A 19,890-nucleotide genomic window follows, 5' to 3' on the forward strand; every position below is an offset into this window, starting at 1 on the left:
ACGAGAAACCCGAAGAGGTGACCCATGAAACGCAAGACCATTCTGACCCTCGGCGCGGCCGCCACCGCCGCCGTGATCGGCGCCATCCCCATCCCCGCCATCGCCGGTGGCTGGGGTCCGCATGACGGTTGGGGACCGCGACAGATGATGCAGATGATGCATGGCGACCAGGCCGGCGTCATGCAGGACGGCCGCGGTTCCGGCGTGATGATGCAGCGCGGAGGCCATGGACCGATGGGCATGACCGGCATGGCAGACAACCCGGTCTACCAGTCCTTCGACTCCGACGAGGACGGCACGGTGACGGCGGCCGAACTCGAGGCAGGCATCGCCGCGCTGCACACCGAGCACGATGCTGACGGGAATGGCGCGCTGTCCTCGGACGAGTTCGCGGCCCTCTTCGCCGAGGTCACCCGGGGCATGGCCGAGCGGCCCTTCACCATGCTCGATGCCGACGATGACGGCGAGATCAGCGCCGAGGAGATGGCGTTCCCGGCGCAGATGATGGCCCGCATGCAGCGCATGCACGGCGCCGATAAAGACCGGCAATGACACAAGCGTGCGGTCGGCGTCGCAACGGCGCCGGCTGCCGCGCACGACGAGGGACCTGAGCCATGACCGCCACGACAACCGCTCCACAAGGATATTCCGCCACCCAGATCGCCCTGCATTGGGCCGTCGCCGTGCTCGTCGCCGGGCAGTACATCTTCAAGGACGCCATCTCGGGCGCCTGGGATGCGATCCGCGCGGGCGAGACCTATGCCTTCGATCCGCTGATCCTCGCCCATGTGGCGGGCGGCGCATTGATCCTCGCCTTCGTCGTCTGGCGTCTTGTCCTGCAGTTGCGCCGCGGCGTGCCTGCGGCCCCCGAGAACGAGCCCGCGCCGCTCAAGACCCTGAGCCACATCGCGCATTGGGCTTTCTACGCGGTGCTCGCGGCGATGGCCGTGACCGGCTCGCTGGCCTGGTTCGGTGACTTGACACCCGCCGCACAGGCCCACAACGTCCTCAAGGTCGTGCTGCTAACCTTCATCGCGCTGCACGTGCTCGCGGTGCCGTTCCACCGCCTCGTTCTCAAGAACAACATGATGCGGCGGATGATCCGCCCGTCTGCCTGAATTGAGCGCCCAATGCGGACAGCCGGATCGGTCAACTCCACGCCCGAAAAATCAAGGAATACAGCCATGAAACGCCACCTCATCCCCGCCGTCCTTGCCCTCACCGCCACCGCTGCGCTGGCCCAGACCACGCCCGGAGACCAGTTCATGCAAAGCTGGGACCTTGATGGAAACGGCGAGGCAACACTGGAAGAATTGCGCGAAATGCGCGGCAACGTGTTCATGGCCTTCGATGCCGATCAGAATGACATCCTCGACGCCGAGGAATACGTCCTGTTCGACGAGGCGCGCGCCAATGACGTGGCCAACTACGAAGCCGAACAGCGCGACCAGATGCAGGCCGTCGCCGATGGCATGAGCCTGACCGCCAGCGATACGGACGGTGACGGTGTCGTCGGACGCGAAGAATTCCTCGCCGGCACGGACGCCTGGTTCGCCGAACTCGACAACGATGGCGATGGTATCATCACGCTCGACGATTTCGCCATGTAAACGCTTGGGGGCGCGGCTGCGCCCCCCGTGTCACACCCGACAGGATCAGACAGATGACCGCCCCCGACACCCCCGACCTGCCGCTCGACCTGGGCAGGGACACAGGCGACGCCGCCGCCCCGGCGCCGCGCCGGCGCTGGTTCCGCAAGCGGTATCTGTTGGTCCTGCTGATCCCGGTCTTCATGTTTTCCGGGGCGGTGATCGGGCTCTATTACCAGCCCCCCGGCCTGCAAACTTTCTACGCCATGACGGGCCTGCAACCGGGCGGCGGAGCCGACAACCCCATCGCGCTGCCCCCGGAGATCGAACTGCCAGAGGAGATGGCGGAGACCCTGTTGCCTTCGGACGTGGTGGGCCTGGCGCGCCTCATGCCCCGTGGAGACGTCGCCATCGTCGCGGCCCCTTACGGCGCGGGCGATGCGAGGGTTGCCGAGATCCTCGTCTCGGTCGGCGACCGCGTGTCGCGTGGCGATACGCTGGCCCGGCTCGACAACATGCAGGCCCTGGAAAGCGCCGTCCTGACGGCAGAGGCGACGCTCGCCATCCGGCAGGCGACCCTCACGCAGACGCGCAGCGCCGTCGCCGCGAGCCGGGCCGAGGCGCAGGCCACGCTGGATCAGGCAAGGGCGGCATCGCGAGAGGCGCAAGCCAACCTCGCGCGGACCGAGGGGCTGGCCGAACGCGGTGTCGCCACCGATGCCACGCTCGATGCGGCCCGCACCGCGGCCGAGGAGGCCAGGCTGGCCGTCGCAAGGGCCGAGGCGACGCTGGCGCGCTTTACCGGCACGGCGCTGGACGACCAGCCCGATGTCGTCGTGGCCGCACGCAACGTGGACGCAGCACGGGCCGAGCTTGCGCGCGCCCGCGCCGACTTGGCCCGGGCCGAGGTGCGCGCGCCCATCGACGGCACGATCCTCGAGGTCAACGCGACGCCCGGCCAGCGCCCGCCCGCCGAAGGCATCATGGAGATGGGCGACACAAGCGCCATGATGGCCGAGGTCGAGGTCTGGCAGGATCGCGTTGCCGCCGTCGCGGCGGGCCAACCGGTCGAACTGGCCGCCCCCGCACTGGGGCAAGGCGTGCGCGGCACGGTCGAAAGCATCGGCCTGACCGTCGGGCGGCAGGGGCTGATCTCGGACGACGCGGCGGCAAATTCCGACGCGCGCGTGGTCCGGGTGCTCGTGACGCTAGACCCCGCGTCCTCGCGCCTTGCCGCGCGCTATGTCGGTCTGGAGGCGGTGGCTCGGATCGACACGGGCGCGCCTGGGCGGGTCGGTCAATGAGCCGTCTGCTGCAATGGATCTTCGGGCGGCTGCCGATCGGCTGGCTGCAACTGACCCACAAGCGGGGTCGGTTCGTGGCGGCCCTGTCGGGTGTCGCCTTCGCCAATGTGCTGGTTTTCGTGCAGCTCGGCATCATGAACTCGATGGCCGCAGCGACGCTGAAACCTTACGAGCTGTTCCAGGCCGACATCATGATCTCGGCCGCGGACGCCAACGCGCTGGCCGAAGGCAGCAACGTGGCGCGGCAATGGATGCTGCAGGCCTTCGCGGACCCGGACGTGGTCGCCGGCATGGGGCTGTTCGTGGGCAGCGCGCCCTGGGATCGCGGCGACACCGACATCACCTTCACCACCTTCGGGATCGACCCCGGCCAGCCGGGGTTCGTCGCGCCCGCGATCGCCGGCGATCTTGCGTTGTTGCAGGTGCAGGACGTCGCGATCCTCGACCGGCTGGCGCGCGGCCTGCCGCGCGACGAGGCCGCCGCGATCCGCCCGCAGACGCCCCTGTCGTTCGAGACGCAGGGCCGCACGCTCACCGCGCTCGACACCTTCGCGGGCGGCGGCGGCTTCGGGGGCGACGGCTACATGTTCGTGTCGGACCAGACCTTCCTTTCGCTCTTTCCGGCGCGCAGCTCGGCCGCGCCCGATCATATCCTGCTGCGCCTGCGCCCCGGTGCGGACGCGGACGCCACCATCGCGCGGCTTGGCGCGCTGATTTCCGCCGACGATCTGCGCATCCGCAGCTACGACGCGGCCGCGCAGGAGGATCTGCGCTACCAGCAGACGCAGCGGCCCACGGGCGTGATCTTCGGCTTCGGCGTGCTGATCGGCGTTCTGGTCGGGCTGGTGATCGTCTATCAGGTCCTGTCGGCGGACGTGGCCGACCACCTGCGCGAATACGCGACCTTCAAGGCCATGGGCTACGGGCCGCGCTTCTTCCTTGGCATCGTCGTCGAAGAGGCGCTGGTGCTCGGCCTCCTGGGCTTCGTGCCGGGGCTGGCGGTGGGCACTGCGATCCTGATGCTCATGGGCGCGATCACGACCCTGCCATTGTCGATGACGCCGGCCATGGCGCTCATGGTCTTCTCGGGCACCGTCGTCTTCTCGGTGCTCTCGGGCGTCATCGCAACGCGCAGGCTGTCCGCCGCCGACCCGGCCGACCTGTTCTGAAAGGCCCTGTCATGAGCAACGAGACCGTCCTCGACATACGCGGCCTGAACCATTGGTTCGGCAGCGGCGACGCCCGCAAACAGGCTTTGTTCGACATAAACATGACGCTGGAGCGCGGCAGTTTCACCGTGCTGATGGGACCGTCAGGATCGGGCAAGACCACGCTGCTGACACTGGCCGGATGTCTGCGCGGCGTGGAAGACGGGTCTGTGCGGCTCTTGGGGCACGAGTTGCGCGATGCGCCCGAGGCAGAGCTGACCCTGCTGCGCCAGCGGCTGGGGTTCATCTTCCAGGCACACAATCTGCATGAAAGCCTGACGGCGCTGCAGAACGTCATCATGGGGGTACAGGTCCGCCCTGGCCTGCCGGACGGCCTTGCCCGGCAGGCGGCGGCCCGTGCTCTCGACCTGGTGGGGCTGTCCGACCGAATAGATTACCTGCCCGCGAACCTGTCGGGCGGGCAGAAACAGCGCGTCGCGGTGGCCCGTGCGCTGGTCGGCAACCCGGCGATGGTGCAGGCGGACGAGCCGACGGCCGCGCTGGACAAGGACAGCGCGGCCGACGTGATCGATCTTCTCAAGCGCCTCGGCGCGGCGCGCGGCACGACGACCCTTCTGGTCACGCACGACAATCGCATCCTCGACCGTGCCGACCGCATCCTCACGCTGGAGGATGGCCGTATCGTCTCCAGCGACATTGGACCGGCCGCAACACTCGCTGACCGCAACGCATATTCGGATTCAGGGTCATCCAGTCCGCAGGGATGATCAAGATGGCCACGGAATTCTGTTCATGTGCCGCGACATCTTCCGGTCTGGGACGCGCTCGCGGAGGATCAACCGTCTTATAATTATTTTCTAATTTAAAACAGAGACTTGAACGGCGGAGAACGTCCGGCCCCGGTCCCATTCCCTCCGGGTGATTTCGCCGCGCTCCATCCGCTTCCGCCACGCCCATGCCCGGCCGATGGCACGCAGCACGCGGGGATCCTGTCCTGGCGGCGGTTCCGAGGTCTCGATATCCCGCGGCGGCAGGATGCGCGGGCGACCGCCGCGCTTGCGGATCGTGAGCTGGATGTGGACGCGGATCGTCTCGTTCGAGGGCATCAGGCAGCGTCCTCCCGCGAGGGCGCTATCAGACTTGCAAGCGCGCCGAGGCCGTCATGGCGCAGGTCGATGTCGATCCCGCCCTCGCCCACAGTCACGCGCGCCACGAGCAGCTGAACGACGCGGGCCTGCTCGGCCGGAATCAGCGCCTTCCAGAGATCATCGAACTGCGTGAGCGCCGCGGTCACGGTGCCCTCGTCGAGGTCGGGCCGCTCCTTCTTGAGCGTGCGGGCGGTGCGCGCGATGATCTCTGGCGTGCGCAGCAGCCGCCGGATTTCGCCGATGACCGCTTCCTCCACCATGGCCGCGGGGAGCCGCTGGGGCCCGCGCAGCTCGGCCGTGGGCCGCTTCTGGATCACGTCCATCGAGACGTAATAGCAGTAGCGCCGGTTGCCCTTCTTCGTGTGGTGCGGGGTCATCGCGGCGCCGGACTGGGTGAAGATCAGCCCGCGCAGCAGCGCCGGCTCGGTGCTCCGGGTGCGTCCGGCGCGCTGGTTCCGGTTGCCGGCCAGCACGGCATGCGCCGCGTCCCACAGCTCCGCATCGACGATGGGCTCGTGCACGCCGGGATAGGTCTCGCCCTTGTGGGTGATCTCGCCGCGGTAGATGCGGTTGTGCAGCAGCTTGTAGAGCGCCCCGCGGTCGATGGGCCGGCCGCGCTTGGAGCGGATGCCGCGGGCGTTCAGTTCCCGGATCACGGCGGTGGTTGAGTCGGAGGGCGCGAAAAGCTCGAACATGCTCCGGACCTGCGCGGCCTCGGCCGCGTTCACGATAAGCTTGCGGTCGACCACGTCGTAGCCGAGCGGCACGTAGCCGCCCTATGTGCCGGATCGCATCGGCGAGGTCGCGCGCCCGGTCGAGGCTGACTTTCAGCCCTCTGTCTCTCCGCCGGAGTTCGTCGTCGGATCCGGGGCAGAACACGCGCCAGCCTTCGCGCGGATGCGCAACGCGAGCGCATGGCGCGTCGAGCCCGGTCTTCTCGGCGATGCCACGACAAAAGGTGGCGCCGCGCACCCGGCCGCGCCCGATTGAGCGGGGATCGCCCCTGGTGGGCACGCGGCCGACCATCGGACACCACGCCGCGGACGTGCCCCATGAAAACGCCGCGGTCACGGGTCACTGTTCCGTCATGAAACTGCAACCCCCCTGTTGAGAAAGCGTGGCAAGGGGTACGACGCAGAATGCACCGCAGCGGACATGTCCCGATGCTCGGTCCCGTTTTCCGGCGCTGTGCCGCCATTTTCGTTCTCGCCGGCCTTGCCGGCGGCCGCGCCCCGGCGGATCCCCAGTCGTTCACGGCCACGCTCAGGGCACATGCGGTCCTGCCCGCGCAGTCCTTCGTGCCCGCGCCACCGGACGCGCCGGCCCTCTTCGCGATGTCCGGCCGCTTCACCGTCGGCGCGCGGACGGAGTCGCTCTACGCGATTCGAAACCCGGCGACCGGCCTCGCCCGCCCCTTCCCCGAAATGGCGCTCCAGGGCTTCTCCGGCATACGGAGCCTCGGCGACGACCGTTTCCTGATGCTCACCGACAACGGCTTCGGCTCCAAGGCGAACTCGGCCGACGCGCTGCTGATGTTCAGCGTGCTCCGGGCGGACTGGGAGGCGGGGCGGCTCGTGCCCGAGCGCACGGTCTTCCTGTCCGACCCGGACCGCGTCGTGCCCTTCCCGATCGCCACGGAGGCCACGCAGACGCGCTATCTCACGGGCGCGGACTTCGACCCCGAATCCATCCAGCCCGTGGGCGACGGCTACTGGATCGGCGACGAGTTCGGGCCCTGGCTGCTGGAGGTGGACGGCGCGGGCGCGGTCCGGCAGGTGATCGCCACCGCGCCCGGCGGCGATCTCATCCGCTCGCCCGACAATGCCTTCGTCGCCGCGCCCGACCCGGGCGCCGACCTGCCCGCGGACGTCGTGGCCCCGCGCTCGGGCGGTTTCGAGGGAATGGCGCTCTCCGAGGACGGCCGGACGCTCCATCCCCTGCTCGAGAAGCCGCTTTTCGATCCGGCCACGGGCGGGCCCGAGACGATCGACGGACGGCCCGTCCTGCGCATGTTCGAGTTCGACGCCCTGACCGGCGAATGGGGGGACGCAGTGCGCTACTACCCGCTCGAAGACGCCGGCCACGCCATCGGCGACTTCAACATCGTCGAGGGCACGCGCGCGCTCGTCATCGAGCGCGACGGCGGCCAGGGCGACCCGCGCGAGGGCTGGCCCGCGCGCCCGGCCGGGTTCAAGCGGATCTATCTCGTCGATCTCGCGCGGACCGATCCGTCGGGGGTGCTCGAGAAGATCGCCTACATCGATCTCATGGCGATCGCGGATCCGGCAGGCGTCGCGCCCCGCGGCACGATCGACGGCGTGTTCGCGTTCCCCTTCGTCACGATCGAGAACGTGGACCGGGTGGGGCCGGCCCGGATCGTCGTGGCCAACGACAACAACTACCCCTTCTCGGTGGGCCGACAGCAGGGCCGGGCCGACGACACCGAGATGATCCTGCTCGAGGTCGGCGACTTCCTCGCCGCGGAATGAGGCGGGGGGGCCTGCGCGACGGGGGCGGGCCCGGCCCGTCCCCCTCTCAGGTGTTGAAGAGGAAGTGCAGCACGTCGCCTTCCTTGACGACGTAGGCCTTGCCCTCGGCGCGCATCCTCCCCGCCTCCTTGGCGGCCTGCTCGCCGCCAAGCTCCACGAAATCGTCATAGGCTATGGTCTCGGCGCGGATGAAGCCCCTCTCGAAATCCCCGTGGATGACGCCCGCCGCCTGGGGCGCGCGGGTGCCTTCGCGGATCGTCCAGGCGCGGGCCTCCTTCGGGCCCACGGTAAAGAAGGTCTGAAGGTGCAGCAGCTCGTAGCCCGCGCGGATCAGCCGGTCGAGACCCGGCTCCTCGAGCCCCATCTCGTCGAGGAACATCTCGGCCTCCTCGGCGTCGAGCTGGGCGAGCTCCTCCTCGATGCGGGCCGAGATCACCACCGTGCCGGCGCCCTGCCCCGCCGCCATCTCGGCCACGCGGGCGGACTGCGCGTTGCCGTGTCCGGCCGAGCTTTCCTCGACGTTGCAGACGTAGAGCACGGGCTTCGCGGTCAGAAGCTGGAGCGCCTTCCACGCCTTCGCGTCCTCCTCGTCCACCTCGACGAGGCGCGCGGGCTTGCCCTCCGACAGCATGGCGAGGGCGGCGTTGAGCAGCCGTTCCTGCTGCACCGCCTCCTTGTCGCCGCCGCGAACCTTCCGCGACAGGCCCTGAAGGCGTTTCTCTATGCTTTCCATGTCGGCGAGCATGAGCTCGGTCTCGATGGTCTCGGCGTCGGCGACGGGATCGACGCGGCCCTCGACATGGGTCACGTCGTCGTCCTCGAAGCAGCGCAGCACATGGGCGATGGCGTCCACCTCGCGGATGTTGGCGAGGAACTGGTTGCCGAGCCCCTCACCCCTCGAGGCGCCCTTCACGAGGCCCGCGATGTCCACGAAGGTCATCCGGGTCGGCACGATCTGCCGCGAGCCCGCGATGGCGGCCAGCCGATCGAGCCGCGCGTCGGGCACGGCGACCTCGCCCACATTGGGCTCGATCGTGCAGAAGGGGAAATTGGCCGCCTGCGCCGCGGCGGTGCGGGTCAGCGCGTTGAAGAGCGTGGACTTGCCCACGTTCGGCAGCCCCACGATTCCGACCTTGAAGCCCATGCGCGTCCCTTCCCTGGCGTGACGGCGCGTGTCTAGGCAGGAAGGCTGGGCGGCGCAAGCCGCGCAGGGCGACGGCGGGAAAAACCGCGCGGGCCGGACGGGCGCAGCCATTGATTTCGCCGCGCCCGTGAGGCAATGGAGCGCGGACCACCAGCGCCCGGAGGAGCCCATGACCCGCATCGCCGCCCGTTTCGCGAGGCTGAAGGCCGAGGGGCGCAAGGCGTTCGTCGCCTACATCATGGCCGGCGACCCCGATTACGAGACCTCGCTGGACGTGCTCATGGGCCTGCCCGGCGCGGGCGTCGACATCGTGGAACTGGGCGTGCCCTTCACCGACCCGATGGCCGACGGCCCCACCATCCAGCGTGCCGGCCAGCGCGCGCTGGAGGGCGGCCAGACGCTGGAGAAGACGCTCGCCATGGCGCGCGCCTTCCGCGAGCGCGACGACGAGACCCCGATCGTGCTCATGGGATACTACAACCCGATCTACAATCGCGGCGTCGCGCGCTTTCTCGAGGATGCGCGCGCGGCGGGCATCGACGGCCTGATCGTGGTGGACCTTCCGCCCGAGGAGGATGACGAGCTCTGCCTGCCGGCGAAGGCCGCAGGGCTCGATTTCATCCGCCTGGCCACGCCGACCACGGACGACAGGCGCCTGCCCAAGGTGCTCGAGAACACCTCCGGCTTCGTCTACTACGTCTCGATCACCGGGATCACCGGCGCGGCGGAGGCGCAGGCGGCCGACGTGGGCCCCGATGTCGCGCGCATCAAGTCGCAGACCGACCTGCCCGTCGTGGTGGGCTTCGGCATCAGGTCGCCCGCGACCGCCGAGGCCATCGCCGGGGTGGCCGACGGCGCCGTCGTGGGCAGCGCGATCGTGGGCGAAATCGCCGCAGGCAAGCCCGTGCCGGACATTCTCTCCTTCGTGAGAAGCCTCGCGGACGGCGCGCACCGGGGCTGAGCGCGGCGTCCTGGCAATTGCCACGCCGCGCGCACGTTGCTACGCCTTTTCGGGATTTGCGCGAGGAGGCGGCGACCATGCCCGTGATCACGAACATCGACGACCTGAAGCGGATCTACGCCCGTCGGGTCCCGCGCATGTTCCATGATTACTGCGAGTCGGGCAGCTGGACCGAACAGACCTTCCGCGAGAACGTCTCGGACTTCGACCTGATCCGCCTGCGCCAGCGCGTCGCCGTGGACATGGCGGACCGGTCGACCGCCTCGAGCATGGTGGGCGAGGACGTGGCGATGCCGGTGGCGCTCGCGCCCGTGGGCATGACCGGGATGCAGGCCGCCGACGGCGAGATCAAGGCCGCGCGGGCGGCCGAGCGCTTCGGCGTGCCGTTCACCCTGTCGACCATGTCGATCTGCTCGATCGAGGACGTGGCGGCGCACACCTCGAAACCCTTCTGGTTCCAGCTCTACGTCATGCAGGACGAGGACTACGTGGACCGGCTGATCGCCCGCGCGAAAGAGGCGAAGTGCTCCGCGCTCGTCATCACGCTCGATCTGCAGATCCTCGGCCAGCGGCACAAGGACCTGAAGAACGGCCTCTCCGCCCCGCCGAAGCTGACGCTCTCGACCATGGCGGACCTCGCCACGAAATGGAGCTGGGGGCTGGAGATGCTCGGCACGAAGCGGCGGCAGTTCGGCAACATCGTGGGCCACGTCAAGGGCGTCTCGGACCCGGCCTCGCTGATGTCCTGGATCAACGAGCAGTTCGACCTCACGCTCGACTGGGACAAGGTGAAGAAGCTCCGCGACAAGTGGGACGGGCCGGTGATCCTCAAGGGCATCCTCGACGCCGAGGATGCGAAGGCCGCGCTCGCCGTGGGGGCCGACGCGATCGTGGTTTCGAACCATGGCGGGCGGCAACTCGACGGGGCGCTCTCGTCGATCCGGGCCCTGCCCTCGATCCTCGACGCGGTGGGCGACCGGATCGAGGTGCATCTCGATGGCGGCATCCGCTCGGGCCAGGACGTGCTGAAGGCGGTCGCGCTCGGCGCGAAGGGCACCTATATCGGCCGCGCCTTCGTCTACGGGCTGGGCGCCATGGGCCAGAAGGGCGTGAGCACGGCGCTCGACGTGATCCGCAAGGAGCTCGACACGACCATGGCGCTTTGCGGGCGGCGGCGCGTCGACGAGCTCGACCGCGACATCCTGCTGGTGCCGCGCGATTTCGAGGGCACCTGGCAGACCGGCTGACCGGCCCCGTGCTGATCTTCTCGCGCCAGAACCTCGCCCTGCTGGCGGTGCCCAAGACCGGCTCCACCGCGCTGGAGACGGCGCTGCGGGGGCGCGCGGACATCGTCTTTCGCGGCCGGTTCCGCCACATGACCGCGCGGCGCTTCGCGCGCCGGGTGGCGCCCCTGCTCGAAGACGGCTACCGCCTCGCGCCGGAGGTGGTCGCGGTGATGCGCGAGCCCACGGACCGGCTCGCAAGCTGGTGGCGCTACCGCAGCCGCCCCGGCGCGACCCACGGCGTCGGCGACGCGGATTTCCCGGCCTTCGTGCAGGCGGTGCTGTCCCCCTCCCCGCCCGCCTGGGCCGGCGTGGGCGACCAGCACGCTTTCCTGACGGACGGGGGACGGCTGGCGGTGGACCATCTCTTCGCCTACGAGGCGATGCCGCGCCTGCTGGCCTTCCTGTCCGAACGCTTCGAGACGGAGATCTCGCTGCCGCGCAAGAACGTCTCGGCACCGCGCGACGCCGCGCTGCCCGGGGCGCTGCACGATCGCCTGCGCGCGGCGCGGGCGCAGGAATACGCGCTTCACGCGCGCCTCATGGCGGCGGGCGGTTACCTCGGACCCGGCTCAGCCGCTCCGGCGCGTTGACGCGGCAAGCCAGGGCCCGAGGGCCAGAGGGATGAGCGCGAGCGCCCCCGCCACGGCGAGGAAGGACAGCCACAGGCCCTGCCATTCCGACAGGAAGCCCATGGCGGGCGGGCCCAGGAAGAAGCCCGTGTAGCCGATCGCCGAGGCGAGCGAGATCGCCCGCATCCGGCGCTCGCCTGCGCCGCGTCCGACGAGCGCGAGCGCGAGCGGCACGATGACCGACACGCCGAGCCCCATCGCCGCGAAGCCGAGATAGGCCCAGCCCAGCCCCGGCGCCCAGGCGGCCAGCCCCGCGCCCGCCGCCGCGAACCCGGCCGCCCAGCGCAGAAGCGCGGCCTCGCCCACGCGGCCGAGGACGGCCTGCGCGGACAGGCGGCCCACCCCGGTGGCGAGGCTCAGGATCACCGGCCCCAGCGCCGCGGCCGCCGGGCCCGCACCCGCGCTGCGTTCGAGGTGAAGCGCGGACCAGCCGTCGCTCGCCTGCTCCGCGATGAAGCCCACGAGGATCACCGCGCCCCCGGCGGCGACCAGCGCGCCCGCGCCGGCGGGCGGCCGCCCCACGGCGGCAGGCTCGGGCCGCGCATCGGGATCCGCCCCGGCGCAGGCAAGCGCAAGGGGCAGCACGAGCAGGGCCGCCACCCACAGGATGACCGGCAGGGGCACGCCGCCCTCACGTGCGAGGCCGGCCGAGAAGGCGGCGAGCGCGAGCGCGACGGCGTAGATGCCGTGGACGAGGTTCATCAGCCCGCGCCCGGTGCCCGCCTCCGTCCGGGCGATGCGGACGTTCACCGTCACGTCCATCAGCCCCGAGGCCGTGCCACCCACGAAAAGCGCCACGCCGAACAGAAGGCGCGTGTCCGCCGCGCCCAGCAGCGCGAGCGCCACCGCCATGGCCAGCGCCGAAAGCGCCGCAGCCCGGCCCGCGAGCGCCCGCTCCAGCGGCCCCGCCAGCAGGACGGCGACCCCCGCGCCGCAGGTCGCCAGCAGCAGCAGAAGGCCGAGCTCCGCATCGCTCGCCCCCGCGCGCGTCTTGATCTGCGGCATCAGCGCGGCGAGCATGCCCCAGAAGAGCGCCATCGCCGCGAAGGCGGCAGAGGGCGCGCGTGTCAGGGCAAGGTCTCGCAAGGCCGGCATGGAAAGGCTCTGTCACGGCGCCCGCGCCCGGGCAAGCCGCGTCTCTGCCGAACCGCTCTTGCCAACCGGGCCGATCCGGTTTATTCGCGCGCCTTCACGCGGGCATACACCCTTGGAGGATGCCTGCCTCAATCAAGGAGACACCGACATGGCTGGAGAGATTCCGGATCTTCACGCCCAGGTTCGGACGGGGACAGGCAAGGGGGCCGCCCGTCAGGCACGCCGAGAGAACCTGGTGCCGGGGATCGTTTACGGGGGCGGCGTCGATCCGCTGCCGATCAACATCCCCTTCAACGCGCTGATCAAGCGGCTGCGGGCGGGGCGCTTCCTCGCCACGCTGTTCAACCTGAAGGTGGACGGGCACGACGACGTGCGCGTGATCTGCCGCAGCGTGCAGCGCGACGTGGTCAAGGACCTGCCCACCCATGTGGACCTGATGCGCCTGCGCCGCACGACCAAGATCAACCTCTACATTCCGGTCGTGTTCGAGAACGAGGAGGCCGCGCCCGGCCTGAAGCGGGGCGGTGTGCTCACCACGGTGCGCCCGGAGGTGGAACTCGTCGTGACCGCCGGCGACATCCCCGAGCAGATCACCGTGGACCTGACGGGCCTCGACATCGGCGACACCGTGACGATCTCGATGGTGAGCCTGCCCGCCGGCGCGAAACCGACGATCGACCGCGACTTCGTCATCGCGAACATCTCGGCGCCGTCGGGCCTCAAGGCCGACGAAGCCGAAGCGGGCGCAGAGGGCGAAGACGCCGAAGCCGAGGTGGAAGAGACCGAAGCCGAGGATTGAACCCTCCGCGCTTCACGAAAGACGGCGACGGGGCCCCGCGGGGCCCCGTTATCGTTTCAGCCGGTCTTTCTGGATCGGGGGCGAATGGCCGGGGCGGCGGCGATGGCCGCCCCGCGCGACCCGGAAACGGCGAAGCCCGCACGCGGCGCTTCTTCAGAGCCCCAGCGTGGCGTTCAACTCCGCCAGAGCCGCATCCGAAAGCGTGCGCCCGCCACTTGCGTCGAGCAGCGCGGCATCGGCGTCCTCCTGCGCGGTCTCGGCCGCAGCTTCCGCAGTCTCGGCCGTCGTCTTTGCCGTTGCGTAGGTTGTTGCGCTGTCGAAGAGAGCGTCGAGGGTTCCAGCGGTCTCGGTGCCCTCGAGCGCGGCCGCCACGTCGTTCAACGCCTCTGTCCCGATTACCCCGTCCTCGAGGTCCGCGATCGCCTGATCGATCGTCTCCTGCGAGAGGGTGTCGGTCGGCTCGACGTCCCCGAGGGCGCTGACCGCATCGTTTCGGGCGCCACTCAAGGACGCGCGGGCCTCCTCGAGGTCATTGGCGGCGTCCGTCGCCGCCTGATCGAGTTCCTTCGAGGCAATCACGGCATCGCGGTATTCCCGGATCCGGCCCACCTGGCTTTCGGGCGCGGCGTTCGCGAAGGCCTGCGGGCTCGCGTTCATGGCGTTGAGGCCCTTGAGCTCGCTCGCGATCGCGCCGCGGGATCCCGCCCGGGCCGATCGCTCCGCGCCGTTGCCGCCCTTGGCGCCCGATGCGCCGGCGCCGCGATCGCCACCCTTGCCGTTGCCGCTGCGCTCGCCACCGCGGTCGCCGCCCTTGCCGTTGCCGCCGCCATTTCCGTTGCCGCCGCCGCGATCACCGCCATTTCCGTTGCCGTTACCGCCATTGCCCTGGCCTTGCGCCTCGACCTGCGTGGTGGAGATTGCAGTCGCGCCGACGGCAAGAGTGCCCAGCGCAAGCGCGGATATCGCCGCGGCGCCCATCGTTCGAATGAAAGACTGTCCCATGTTCAACTCCTTCTGCTGATCGCCACCCGGTGGACACGATCGGTCCGACCGGCCCCGACCGTTTCACGGGTCGAACACAAATCTGGCGGAAATCGGGCGCGGCGCCGACCAAAACATGCCGATGCGCCGGGCCCCGGCGGAGATCAGCCGATCGCCTGCACGGTCTCGAAAGCCTCCAGCTCGGGCGTTTCGAGATAGAGATGCTTGTTGTCGCCCGCGCCCTTGTGCGCCTCCCGGAACGCCTCCGACCGTGTCCAGTCGAGGAAGTGCCCCTCGCTTTCCCAGGCAGTGTGAGAGGCGTAAAGGCGGTACCCGTCCTTTTCCGGCCCCTTCAGAAGGTGAAAGGCGAGAAACCCCGGCACCGATTTCAGATGGCTGTCGCGCCGGGTCCAAACCTCCTCGAAGGCCGCTTCCTCCCCGGGCTTCACCTTGAAACGGTTCATCGTCAGATACATCGCGGTCTCCTTCCCAGCTCTGGCCTTCCGGGCCGTTTCGGGCGATGTAGAGTCCGCGACCGCCGCCAGCAAGGAGAGACCCCATGCAACTCTTCGTGGGCCTCGGGAACCCCGGCGCGAAATACGCGCGGAACCGGCACAACATCGGCTTCATGGCGGTGGACCGCATCGCCGAAGATCACGGCTTCGCCCCGTGGCGGGCGAAGTTCCAGGGCCAGCTTTGCGAGGGCAGGCTCGGCGCCGAGAAGGTGCTGCTTCTGAAGCCCGAAACCTTCATGAACCTTTCCGGCCAGTCGGTGGGCGAGGCGATGCGCTTCTACAAGCTCACGCCCGCGGACATCACCGTTTTCCACGACGAACTCGACCTCGCGCCGGGCAAGTGCCGCGTCAAGCAGGGCGGCGGGCATGCCGGCCATAACGGGCTGCGCTCGCTCCACGCCCATATCGGGCCGGACTACGCCCGCGTGCGCCTCGGCATCGGCCATCCGGGCCGCAAGGAGCTGGTGGCGCAATACGTCCTGCACGACTTCGCCAAGGCCGACGAGGACTGGCTCGACGATCTTCTTCGCGGCATCGCCGACGGCGCGCCCGCCCTCGCCCGCGGCGACACCGGGCGCTTCCTGAACGCGGTGGCGCAGCGCGTCGCCCCGCCGCGCTCTTCGGGGGGCGCGAAGGGCAAGGAAAAGGAGGAAGGGGCGAAGCAGTCGGCGCCGGCAGACCCCGAGCCCGAGGCAGACACGGCGGACCCGCTCGACCGCCGCTCCCCCCTGCAAAAGCTTGCCGACCGCTTCCGGTGAGCGTGCCGGGCGCCTTCCGGTCGCAGGGGCGGGCCTGCGACCGGCTCGGCTCTCCGTTCATGGCGCGGCTGCTCGACACGCTGGCGGAAGGCTGGGACGAAACCAGCGCCCTCGGGCGGCGCTTCGCGGCATGGGAGGGCGATATCGGCCCGGCGGGCGCCTCGCTGCCGCTGCGCCTTGCGGGCGGGCTGCACGCGCTTTGCCTCTCCGCCCGCGCGCCGTCGCTTGCCGCCGTCTATCCTCCGGCACAGGCGGGCGAGGCCGCGCTGGCGCGCGCCCTGGCGGAGACGCTCGCCACGCACGAGCCATTTCTCCTCGACTGGATCGACCGCGCGCCCCAGACGAACGAGATCCGCCGCAGCGCGGTGCTGATCGCGGCGGCGCATTGGCTAGCCGAGCGCCACCCGCTGCCCCTCGTCCTGTCCGAACTCGGCGCGAGCGGCGGACTCAATCTCAACTTCGACCGCTTCGCGCTCGATCTCGGGACGCGGCGGTACGAGCCGGCGGGGCCGGTGCTCACCCTCGCGCCCGACTGGGACGGTCCGCCGCCACCCGACGCGCCGATACGCGTGTCAGAGCGCCGCGGCGTGGACGTGGCACCCCTCGATCCCGGCCGCGCCGGCGATGCGCTTCGGCTTCTCGCCTATCTCTGGCCGGACCAGCCAGAGCGCCTCGCGCGCACCCGCGCGGCCATCGCCGCCCATGACGCGACCGTGGATGCGGCCGACGCGGCCGACTGGCTGGAGGCGCGGCTCGCACGGGCGCGGCCCGGACGGCTTCACCTCGTTTACCACACCATCGCCTGGCAGTATTTTCCCCGCGCCACGCAGGCGCGGGCCACAGCGGTGCTGGAGGCCGCGGGCGCACGGGCCGGCGAGGACGCGCCCCTCGCATGGCTCTCGATGGAGACCGATGGCCGGCCCGACGGCGCCGCGCTCGCGCTCCGCCTCTGGCCCGGAGATCGCCGCCAGGCGCTCGGCCGGGCGGATTTCCACGGCCGATGGGTGCGCTGGGACGGGCCTGCCCGGCTTGCCTGAGGATCGCGTTTGCCAAAGGCTGCGCCGCGTGCTTCCTTTCGCGCGAAACGGGGAAGGTGGATGCGCAGAATCCTGATCTGGGGCGGACGGATCGTCGCGGGGCTCGCCCTCGCCGCGCTTCTGGTCGGTCTCTGGAAACGCGAGGCGATCGCGCGGCTCTGGGCCGTGAACACGCTTTTCGACGAGTCCCGGATCGTGGGGAATTTCAGCGCGATGGACCGGGCCTTCCTGTCGGTGCCGGTGCCGCGCGGCGACGGCCCGGTGACCCCCCTGCCCCCGGGCCGGCCGGCCGACATGCCGGACGGGTTCGACGCCTGGCTCGACGCGCGGAACGTGACCGGCATCGTCGTTCTGAAGGACGGCACGGTCGTCCATGAGGACTATCGCCTCGGCACCCGGGCCGAGGATCGCCGCATTTCCTGGTCGATCGCCAAGAGCTTCCTCTCGGCGCTTCTCGGCGTGCTGCTCGAAGAGGGCGCGATCGCCTCGCTCGACGCCCCGGTGACCGACTACGCGCCCGGGCTCGCGGGCACGGCCTATGACGGCGCGCGCCTCCGCGACGTGCTCCAGATGGCGTCGGGCGTGGTCTTCGACGAGGATTACCTAGACCCCGACTCCGACATCAACCGCATGGGGCGCGTGCTCGCGCTCGGCGGTTCGATGGACGGGTTCGCCGCGGCGCTGCGGGACAGCTTCGCGGCCCCCGGTACGGAGTGGCGCTACGTCTCCATCGACACCCATGTGATCGGAATGGTGATTAGGGGGGCGACGGGCCGCTCGATCCCCGAGCTTTTGTCCGAAAAGATCGTGGCGCCGATGGGTCTCGACTCCGAACCCTATTACCTGACCGACGGCGAGGGCACGGCCTTCGTGCTGGGCGGGCTCAACATGACGACGCGCGACTATGCCCGCCTCGGGCTGCTTTACGCGCGGGACGGCCGGCTCGGCGGGCGGCAGATCGTGCCTGAGGGCTGGGTCCGCGCTTCCACCGCGGCCTCCGCCCCGACCGATCCGGGTGAGATCGGCTACGGGTTCCACTGGTGGGTGCCCGTGGGCGCGGCCGAGGGCGAGTTCATGGCCCGCGGCATCTACGGCCAGTATGTCTGGGTCGACCGGACGCGCGGCGTCGTCGTCGCGGTGAACGCCGCCGACCGGCACTTCCGCGATCCCGGCGTGCACGAAAGCAATGTCGCCATGTTCCGCGCCATCGCCGCGGCCCTGTGACGCCGGGCCGGCTGGACGTGGCGCGCGCGGCCGCTAGACTGGCCCCAAAGCAAGGAATGGAGGCGCATGATGGAAATGGACCCGTCCGAGAACGTGCTGGGAGAGGCGCTCGCGCCCTGCTCCCGTGATCCGCTGACGGGATTTTTCCGGGACGGCCACTGCAACACCTGCGCGTCGGATCACGGCAGCCACACGGTCTGTGCCGTGATGACCGCCGAGTTCCTCGCCTACTCGAAATATGTCGGCAACGACCTGTCGAGCCCGCGCCCCGAGTTCGGTTTTCCCGGCCTGAATCCCGGCGACCAGTGGTGCGTCTGCGCGGGCCGTTTCCTGCAGGCCCACGACGAGGGCTGCGCCCCGCGGGTCAATCTTGCGGCGACCCACGCCCGCGCCCTCGAGATCGTGCCCCTCGACGTGCTGCGCCGGCACGCGCTGGAGGCGGGCTGAAACCGGGCGGGGGCCCGCGCCCCCGCCGCGTCAGTCGTCCATATCGAAACCGAGCGCCCGGGCGACGGTGAAGATATCCTTGTCGCCCCGGCCGCACATGTTCATGCAGATCAGGTGATCCTGCGGCAGCTCCGGCGCGATCTGCATGACATGGGCCAGCGCGTGCGACGGCTCCAGCGCGGGGATGATGCCCTCCGTCTCGCAGCAGAACTGGAACGCCTCGAGCGCCTCCTTGTCGGTGATGGAGACATAGGTGGCGCGGCCGACGTCATGCAGCCAGGCATGCTCGGGCCCGATGCCGGGATAGTCGAGCCCGGCCGAGATCGAGTGGCCCTCGAGGATCTGGCCGTCCTCGTCCTGCAGCAGGTAGGTGCGGTTGCCGTGCAGGACGCCCGGACGCCCGCCGGTCAGCGAGGCGCAATGCTCCATCTTGTCATCCACGCCCTTGCCGCCGGCCTCGACCCCGATGATCGCGACCTCCTTCTCGTCGAGGAACGGATGGAAGAGCCCCATGGCGTTCGAGCCGCCCCCGATCGCCGCCACCAGGGTGTCGGGCAGACGCCCTTCGGCGGCCATCATCTGCTCGCGCGCCTCGCGCCCGATGATCGACTGGAAGTCGCGCACCATCGCCGGGTAGGGGTGCGGCCCCGCGACCGTCCCGATGCAGTAGAACGTGTCGTGCACATTGGTGACCCAGTCGCGCAGCGCGTCGTTCATCGCGTCCTTCAGCGTGCCGCGCCCGGACGTCACCGGCACGACCTTCGCGCCGAGGAGTTTCATCCGGAAGACGTTGGGCGCCTGCCGCTCCACGTCATGCGCGCCCATGTAGACGATGCAGTCGAGCCCGAACTTGGCGCAGACGGTCGCTGTGGCGACGCCGTGCTGGCCGGCACCGGTCTCGGCGATGATGCGCGTCTTGCCCATGCGCCGGGCGAGCAGGATCTGGCCCAGCACGTTGTTGATCTTGTGCGCGCCGGTATGGTTGAGCTCGTCGCGCTTGAGGTAGATCTTCGCGCCGCCCAGCCGCTCGGTCATCCGCTCGGCGAAGTAGAGCGGCGAGGGCCGACCGACATAATGCGTCCAGAGATGCTCCATCTCCGCCCAGAAATCGTCGTCGGCCTTGGCGCGTTCGTATTCCGCCTCGAGCTCGAGGATCAGGGGCATCAGCGTTTCCGAAACGAAGCGGCCGCCATAGTCCCCGAAGCGGCCCTTTTCGTTGGGGCCGGTCATGAAGCTGTTGATCAGATCCTCGGGCATCGCGATCCCTCCTGCGCTCGTGCTCTGGACTGAGTAAGCCCGCACCGCGCCCGGGGCA

The 19,890-nt window shown here is 69.9% G+C and carries 21 protein-coding genes; 15 read left to right on the forward strand and 6 right to left on the reverse strand.

The window, feature by feature from the left end; translation table 11 throughout:
• The first annotated feature begins 24 nt into the window (after nt 1-24).
• From AB6A69_RS15410 to AB6A69_RS15435, 6 genes are all read left to right on the forward strand, one after another.
• The gene (locus AB6A69_RS15410; RefSeq protein WP_371061435.1) at nt 25-552 is read left to right on the forward strand and encodes an EF-hand domain-containing protein; all 528 of its coding nucleotides are present in this window, start codon (nt 25-27) and stop codon (nt 550-552) included.
• A gap of 62 nt (nt 553-614) precedes the next feature.
• Nucleotides 615-1,118: a cytochrome b gene (locus AB6A69_RS15415; RefSeq protein WP_371061436.1), complete on the forward strand. Its 504-nt coding sequence runs from the start codon at nt 615-617 to the stop codon at nt 1,116-1,118.
• Between the two features lie 66 nt (nt 1,119-1,184).
• Nucleotides 1,185-1,610: an EF-hand domain-containing protein gene (locus AB6A69_RS15420; RefSeq protein ID WP_371061437.1), complete on the forward strand. Its 426-nt coding sequence runs from the start codon at nt 1,185-1,187 to the stop codon at nt 1,608-1,610.
• 53 nt (nt 1,611-1,663) lie between these two features.
• The gene (locus AB6A69_RS15425) at nt 1,664-2,893 is read left to right on the forward strand and encodes an HlyD family efflux transporter periplasmic adaptor subunit (protein ID WP_371061438.1); all 1,230 of its coding nucleotides are present in this window, start codon (nt 1,664-1,666) and stop codon (nt 2,891-2,893) included.
• Nucleotides 2,890-4,062 carry an FtsX-like permease family protein gene (locus tag AB6A69_RS15430; protein WP_371061439.1) on the forward strand — a complete coding sequence of 391 codons (1,173 nt, stop codon included), beginning with the start codon at nt 2,890-2,892 and terminating at the stop codon, nt 4,060-4,062. Before AB6A69_RS15425 ends, AB6A69_RS15430 begins: the two co-directional genes overlap by 4 nt.
• Before the next feature lie 11 nt (nt 4,063-4,073).
• A complete protein-coding gene (locus AB6A69_RS15435) occupies nt 4,074-4,829 on the forward strand; it encodes an ATP-binding cassette domain-containing protein (protein ID WP_371061440.1) in 756 nt (251 codons plus the stop codon).
• A 338-nt stretch (nt 4,830-5,167) separates the two neighbouring features.
• Here AB6A69_RS15435 and AB6A69_RS15440 read toward each other — a convergent pair whose 3' ends face one another.
• Nucleotides 5,168-5,977 carry a recombinase family protein gene (locus AB6A69_RS15440; RefSeq protein ID WP_371061441.1) on the reverse strand — a complete coding sequence of 270 codons (810 nt, stop codon included), beginning with the start codon at nt 5,975-5,977 and terminating at the stop codon, nt 5,168-5,170.
• 396 nt (nt 5,978-6,373) lie between these two features.
• On the opposite strand from AB6A69_RS15440, the gene AB6A69_RS15445 reads away from it, so the two are divergent.
• A complete protein-coding gene (locus tag AB6A69_RS15445; protein WP_371061442.1) occupies nt 6,374-7,699 on the forward strand; it encodes an esterase-like activity of phytase family protein in 1,326 nt (441 codons plus the stop codon).
• Between the two features lie 46 nt (nt 7,700-7,745).
• Here the strand turns inward: AB6A69_RS15445 and ychF are convergent, their stop codons facing one another.
• Nucleotides 7,746-8,843: a redox-regulated ATPase YchF gene (gene ychF, locus AB6A69_RS15450; protein ID WP_371037260.1), complete on the reverse strand. Its 1,098-nt coding sequence runs from the start codon at nt 8,841-8,843 to the stop codon at nt 7,746-7,748.
• 169 nt (nt 8,844-9,012) lie between these two features.
• Between ychF and trpA the strand changes: the two genes are divergently transcribed.
• The 3 genes from trpA (at nt 9,013) to AB6A69_RS15465 (ending at nt 11,680) form a co-directional block, all read left to right on the forward strand.
• On the forward strand, nt 9,013-9,804 hold the full coding sequence (trpA, locus tag AB6A69_RS15455) for a tryptophan synthase subunit alpha (RefSeq protein ID WP_371037261.1): 792 nt from the start codon (nt 9,013-9,015) through the stop codon (nt 9,802-9,804).
• Between the two features lie 77 nt (nt 9,805-9,881).
• A complete protein-coding gene (locus tag AB6A69_RS15460; protein WP_371061443.1) occupies nt 9,882-11,051 on the forward strand; it encodes an L-lactate dehydrogenase in 1,170 nt (389 codons plus the stop codon).
• 8 nt (nt 11,052-11,059) lie between these two features.
• Complete coding sequence (locus AB6A69_RS15465; protein ID WP_371061444.1) at nt 11,060-11,680, forward strand: hypothetical protein; 621 nt, start codon at nt 11,060-11,062, stop codon at nt 11,678-11,680.
• On the opposite strand, the gene AB6A69_RS15470 is transcribed toward AB6A69_RS15465, so the two are convergent.
• Entirely contained in the window at nt 11,660-12,814 is a 1,155-nt protein-coding gene (locus AB6A69_RS15470) for an MFS transporter (protein ID WP_371037264.1), read from the reverse strand. The genes AB6A69_RS15465 and AB6A69_RS15470 overlap by 21 nt on opposite strands.
• Nucleotides 12,815-12,962: 148 nt before the next feature.
• Between AB6A69_RS15470 and AB6A69_RS15475 the strand changes: the two genes are divergently transcribed.
• Complete coding sequence (locus AB6A69_RS15475) at nt 12,963-13,613, forward strand: 50S ribosomal protein L25/general stress protein Ctc (protein ID WP_371056637.1); 651 nt, start codon at nt 12,963-12,965, stop codon at nt 13,611-13,613.
• Between the two features lie 153 nt (nt 13,614-13,766).
• On the opposite strand, the gene AB6A69_RS15480 is transcribed toward AB6A69_RS15475, so the two are convergent.
• Both AB6A69_RS15480 and AB6A69_RS15485 read right to left on the reverse strand, forming a co-directional pair.
• Nucleotides 13,767-14,615 carry a hypothetical protein gene (locus AB6A69_RS15480; RefSeq protein ID WP_371061445.1) on the reverse strand — a complete coding sequence of 283 codons (849 nt, stop codon included), beginning with the start codon at nt 14,613-14,615 and terminating at the stop codon, nt 13,767-13,769.
• 143 nt (nt 14,616-14,758) lie between these two features.
• Nucleotides 14,759-15,070: an antibiotic biosynthesis monooxygenase gene (locus AB6A69_RS15485; RefSeq protein ID WP_371061446.1), complete on the reverse strand. Its 312-nt coding sequence runs from the start codon at nt 15,068-15,070 to the stop codon at nt 14,759-14,761.
• An 83-nt stretch (nt 15,071-15,153) separates the two neighbouring features.
• Between AB6A69_RS15485 and pth the strand changes: the two genes are divergently transcribed.
• The 4 genes from pth to AB6A69_RS15505 all read left to right on the forward strand — a co-directional run bounded on the left by pth (nt 15,154) and on the right by AB6A69_RS15505 (nt 18,575).
• Nucleotides 15,154-15,867, forward strand: coding sequence for an aminoacyl-tRNA hydrolase (gene pth, locus AB6A69_RS15490; protein ID WP_371061447.1), 714 nt, complete (start codon nt 15,154-15,156; stop codon nt 15,865-15,867).
• Entirely contained in the window at nt 15,864-16,904 is a 1,041-nt protein-coding gene (locus AB6A69_RS15495; RefSeq protein WP_371061448.1) for a DUF2332 domain-containing protein, read from the forward strand. The genes pth and AB6A69_RS15495 overlap by 4 nt, the downstream gene beginning before the upstream one ends.
• Nucleotides 16,905-16,964: 60 nt before the next feature.
• Complete coding sequence (locus AB6A69_RS15500; protein ID WP_371061449.1) at nt 16,965-18,128, forward strand: serine hydrolase domain-containing protein; 1,164 nt, start codon at nt 16,965-16,967, stop codon at nt 18,126-18,128.
• 69 nt (nt 18,129-18,197) lie between these two features.
• Nucleotides 18,198-18,575 carry a DUF2237 family protein gene (locus tag AB6A69_RS15505; RefSeq protein WP_371056663.1) on the forward strand — a complete coding sequence of 126 codons (378 nt, stop codon included), beginning with the start codon at nt 18,198-18,200 and terminating at the stop codon, nt 18,573-18,575.
• 30 nt (nt 18,576-18,605) lie between these two features.
• On the opposite strand, the gene trpB is transcribed toward AB6A69_RS15505, so the two are convergent.
• Complete coding sequence (trpB, locus tag AB6A69_RS15510) at nt 18,606-19,832, reverse strand: tryptophan synthase subunit beta (protein WP_371061450.1); 1,227 nt, start codon at nt 19,830-19,832, stop codon at nt 18,606-18,608.
• Nucleotides 19,833-19,890 lie beyond the last annotated feature (58 nt).

Source organism: Rhodosalinus sp. 5P4, assembly GCF_041365695.1.
Classification (GTDB): domain Bacteria; phylum Pseudomonadota; class Alphaproteobacteria; order Rhodobacterales; family Rhodobacteraceae; genus Rhodosalinus.

Coding starts and splice junctions, on each gene's coding strand:
- AB6A69_RS15425 (WP_371061438.1), top strand. CDS start 1,664: ATGACCGCCCCCGACACCCCCGACCTGCCGCTCGACCTGGGCAGGGAC.
- AB6A69_RS15470 (WP_371037264.1), bottom strand. CDS start 12,814: ATGCCGGCCTTGCGAGACCTTGCCCTGACACGCGCGCCCTCTGCCGCC.
- trpA (WP_371037261.1), top strand. CDS start 9,013: ATGACCCGCATCGCCGCCCGTTTCGCGAGGCTGAAGGCCGAGGGGCGC.
- AB6A69_RS15460 (WP_371061443.1), top strand. CDS start 9,882: ATGCCCGTGATCACGAACATCGACGACCTGAAGCGGATCTACGCCCGT.
- pth (WP_371061447.1), top strand. CDS start 15,154: ATGCAACTCTTCGTGGGCCTCGGGAACCCCGGCGCGAAATACGCGCGG.
- AB6A69_RS15435 (WP_371061440.1), top strand. CDS start 4,074: ATGAGCAACGAGACCGTCCTCGACATACGCGGCCTGAACCATTGGTTC.
- AB6A69_RS15505 (WP_371056663.1), top strand. CDS start 18,198: ATGGAAATGGACCCGTCCGAGAACGTGCTGGGAGAGGCGCTCGCGCCC.
- AB6A69_RS15480 (WP_371061445.1), bottom strand. CDS start 14,615: ATGGGACAGTCTTTCATTCGAACGATGGGCGCCGCGGCGATATCCGCG.
- trpB (WP_371061450.1), bottom strand. CDS start 19,832: ATGCCCGAGGATCTGATCAACAGCTTCATGACCGGCCCCAACGAAAAG.
- AB6A69_RS15430 (WP_371061439.1), top strand. CDS start 2,890: ATGAGCCGTCTGCTGCAATGGATCTTCGGGCGGCTGCCGATCGGCTGG.
- AB6A69_RS15475 (WP_371056637.1), top strand. CDS start 12,963: ATGGCTGGAGAGATTCCGGATCTTCACGCCCAGGTTCGGACGGGGACA.
- AB6A69_RS15410 (WP_371061435.1), top strand. CDS start 25: ATGAAACGCAAGACCATTCTGACCCTCGGCGCGGCCGCCACCGCCGCC.
- AB6A69_RS15420 (WP_371061437.1), top strand. CDS start 1,185: ATGAAACGCCACCTCATCCCCGCCGTCCTTGCCCTCACCGCCACCGCT.
- AB6A69_RS15415 (WP_371061436.1), top strand. CDS start 615: ATGACCGCCACGACAACCGCTCCACAAGGATATTCCGCCACCCAGATC.
- ychF (WP_371037260.1), bottom strand. CDS start 8,843: ATGGGCTTCAAGGTCGGAATCGTGGGGCTGCCGAACGTGGGCAAGTCC.
- AB6A69_RS15485 (WP_371061446.1), bottom strand. CDS start 15,070: ATGTATCTGACGATGAACCGTTTCAAGGTGAAGCCCGGGGAGGAAGCG.
- AB6A69_RS15445 (WP_371061442.1), top strand. CDS start 6,374: ATGCTCGGTCCCGTTTTCCGGCGCTGTGCCGCCATTTTCGTTCTCGCC.
- AB6A69_RS15500 (WP_371061449.1), top strand. CDS start 16,965: ATGCGCAGAATCCTGATCTGGGGCGGACGGATCGTCGCGGGGCTCGCC.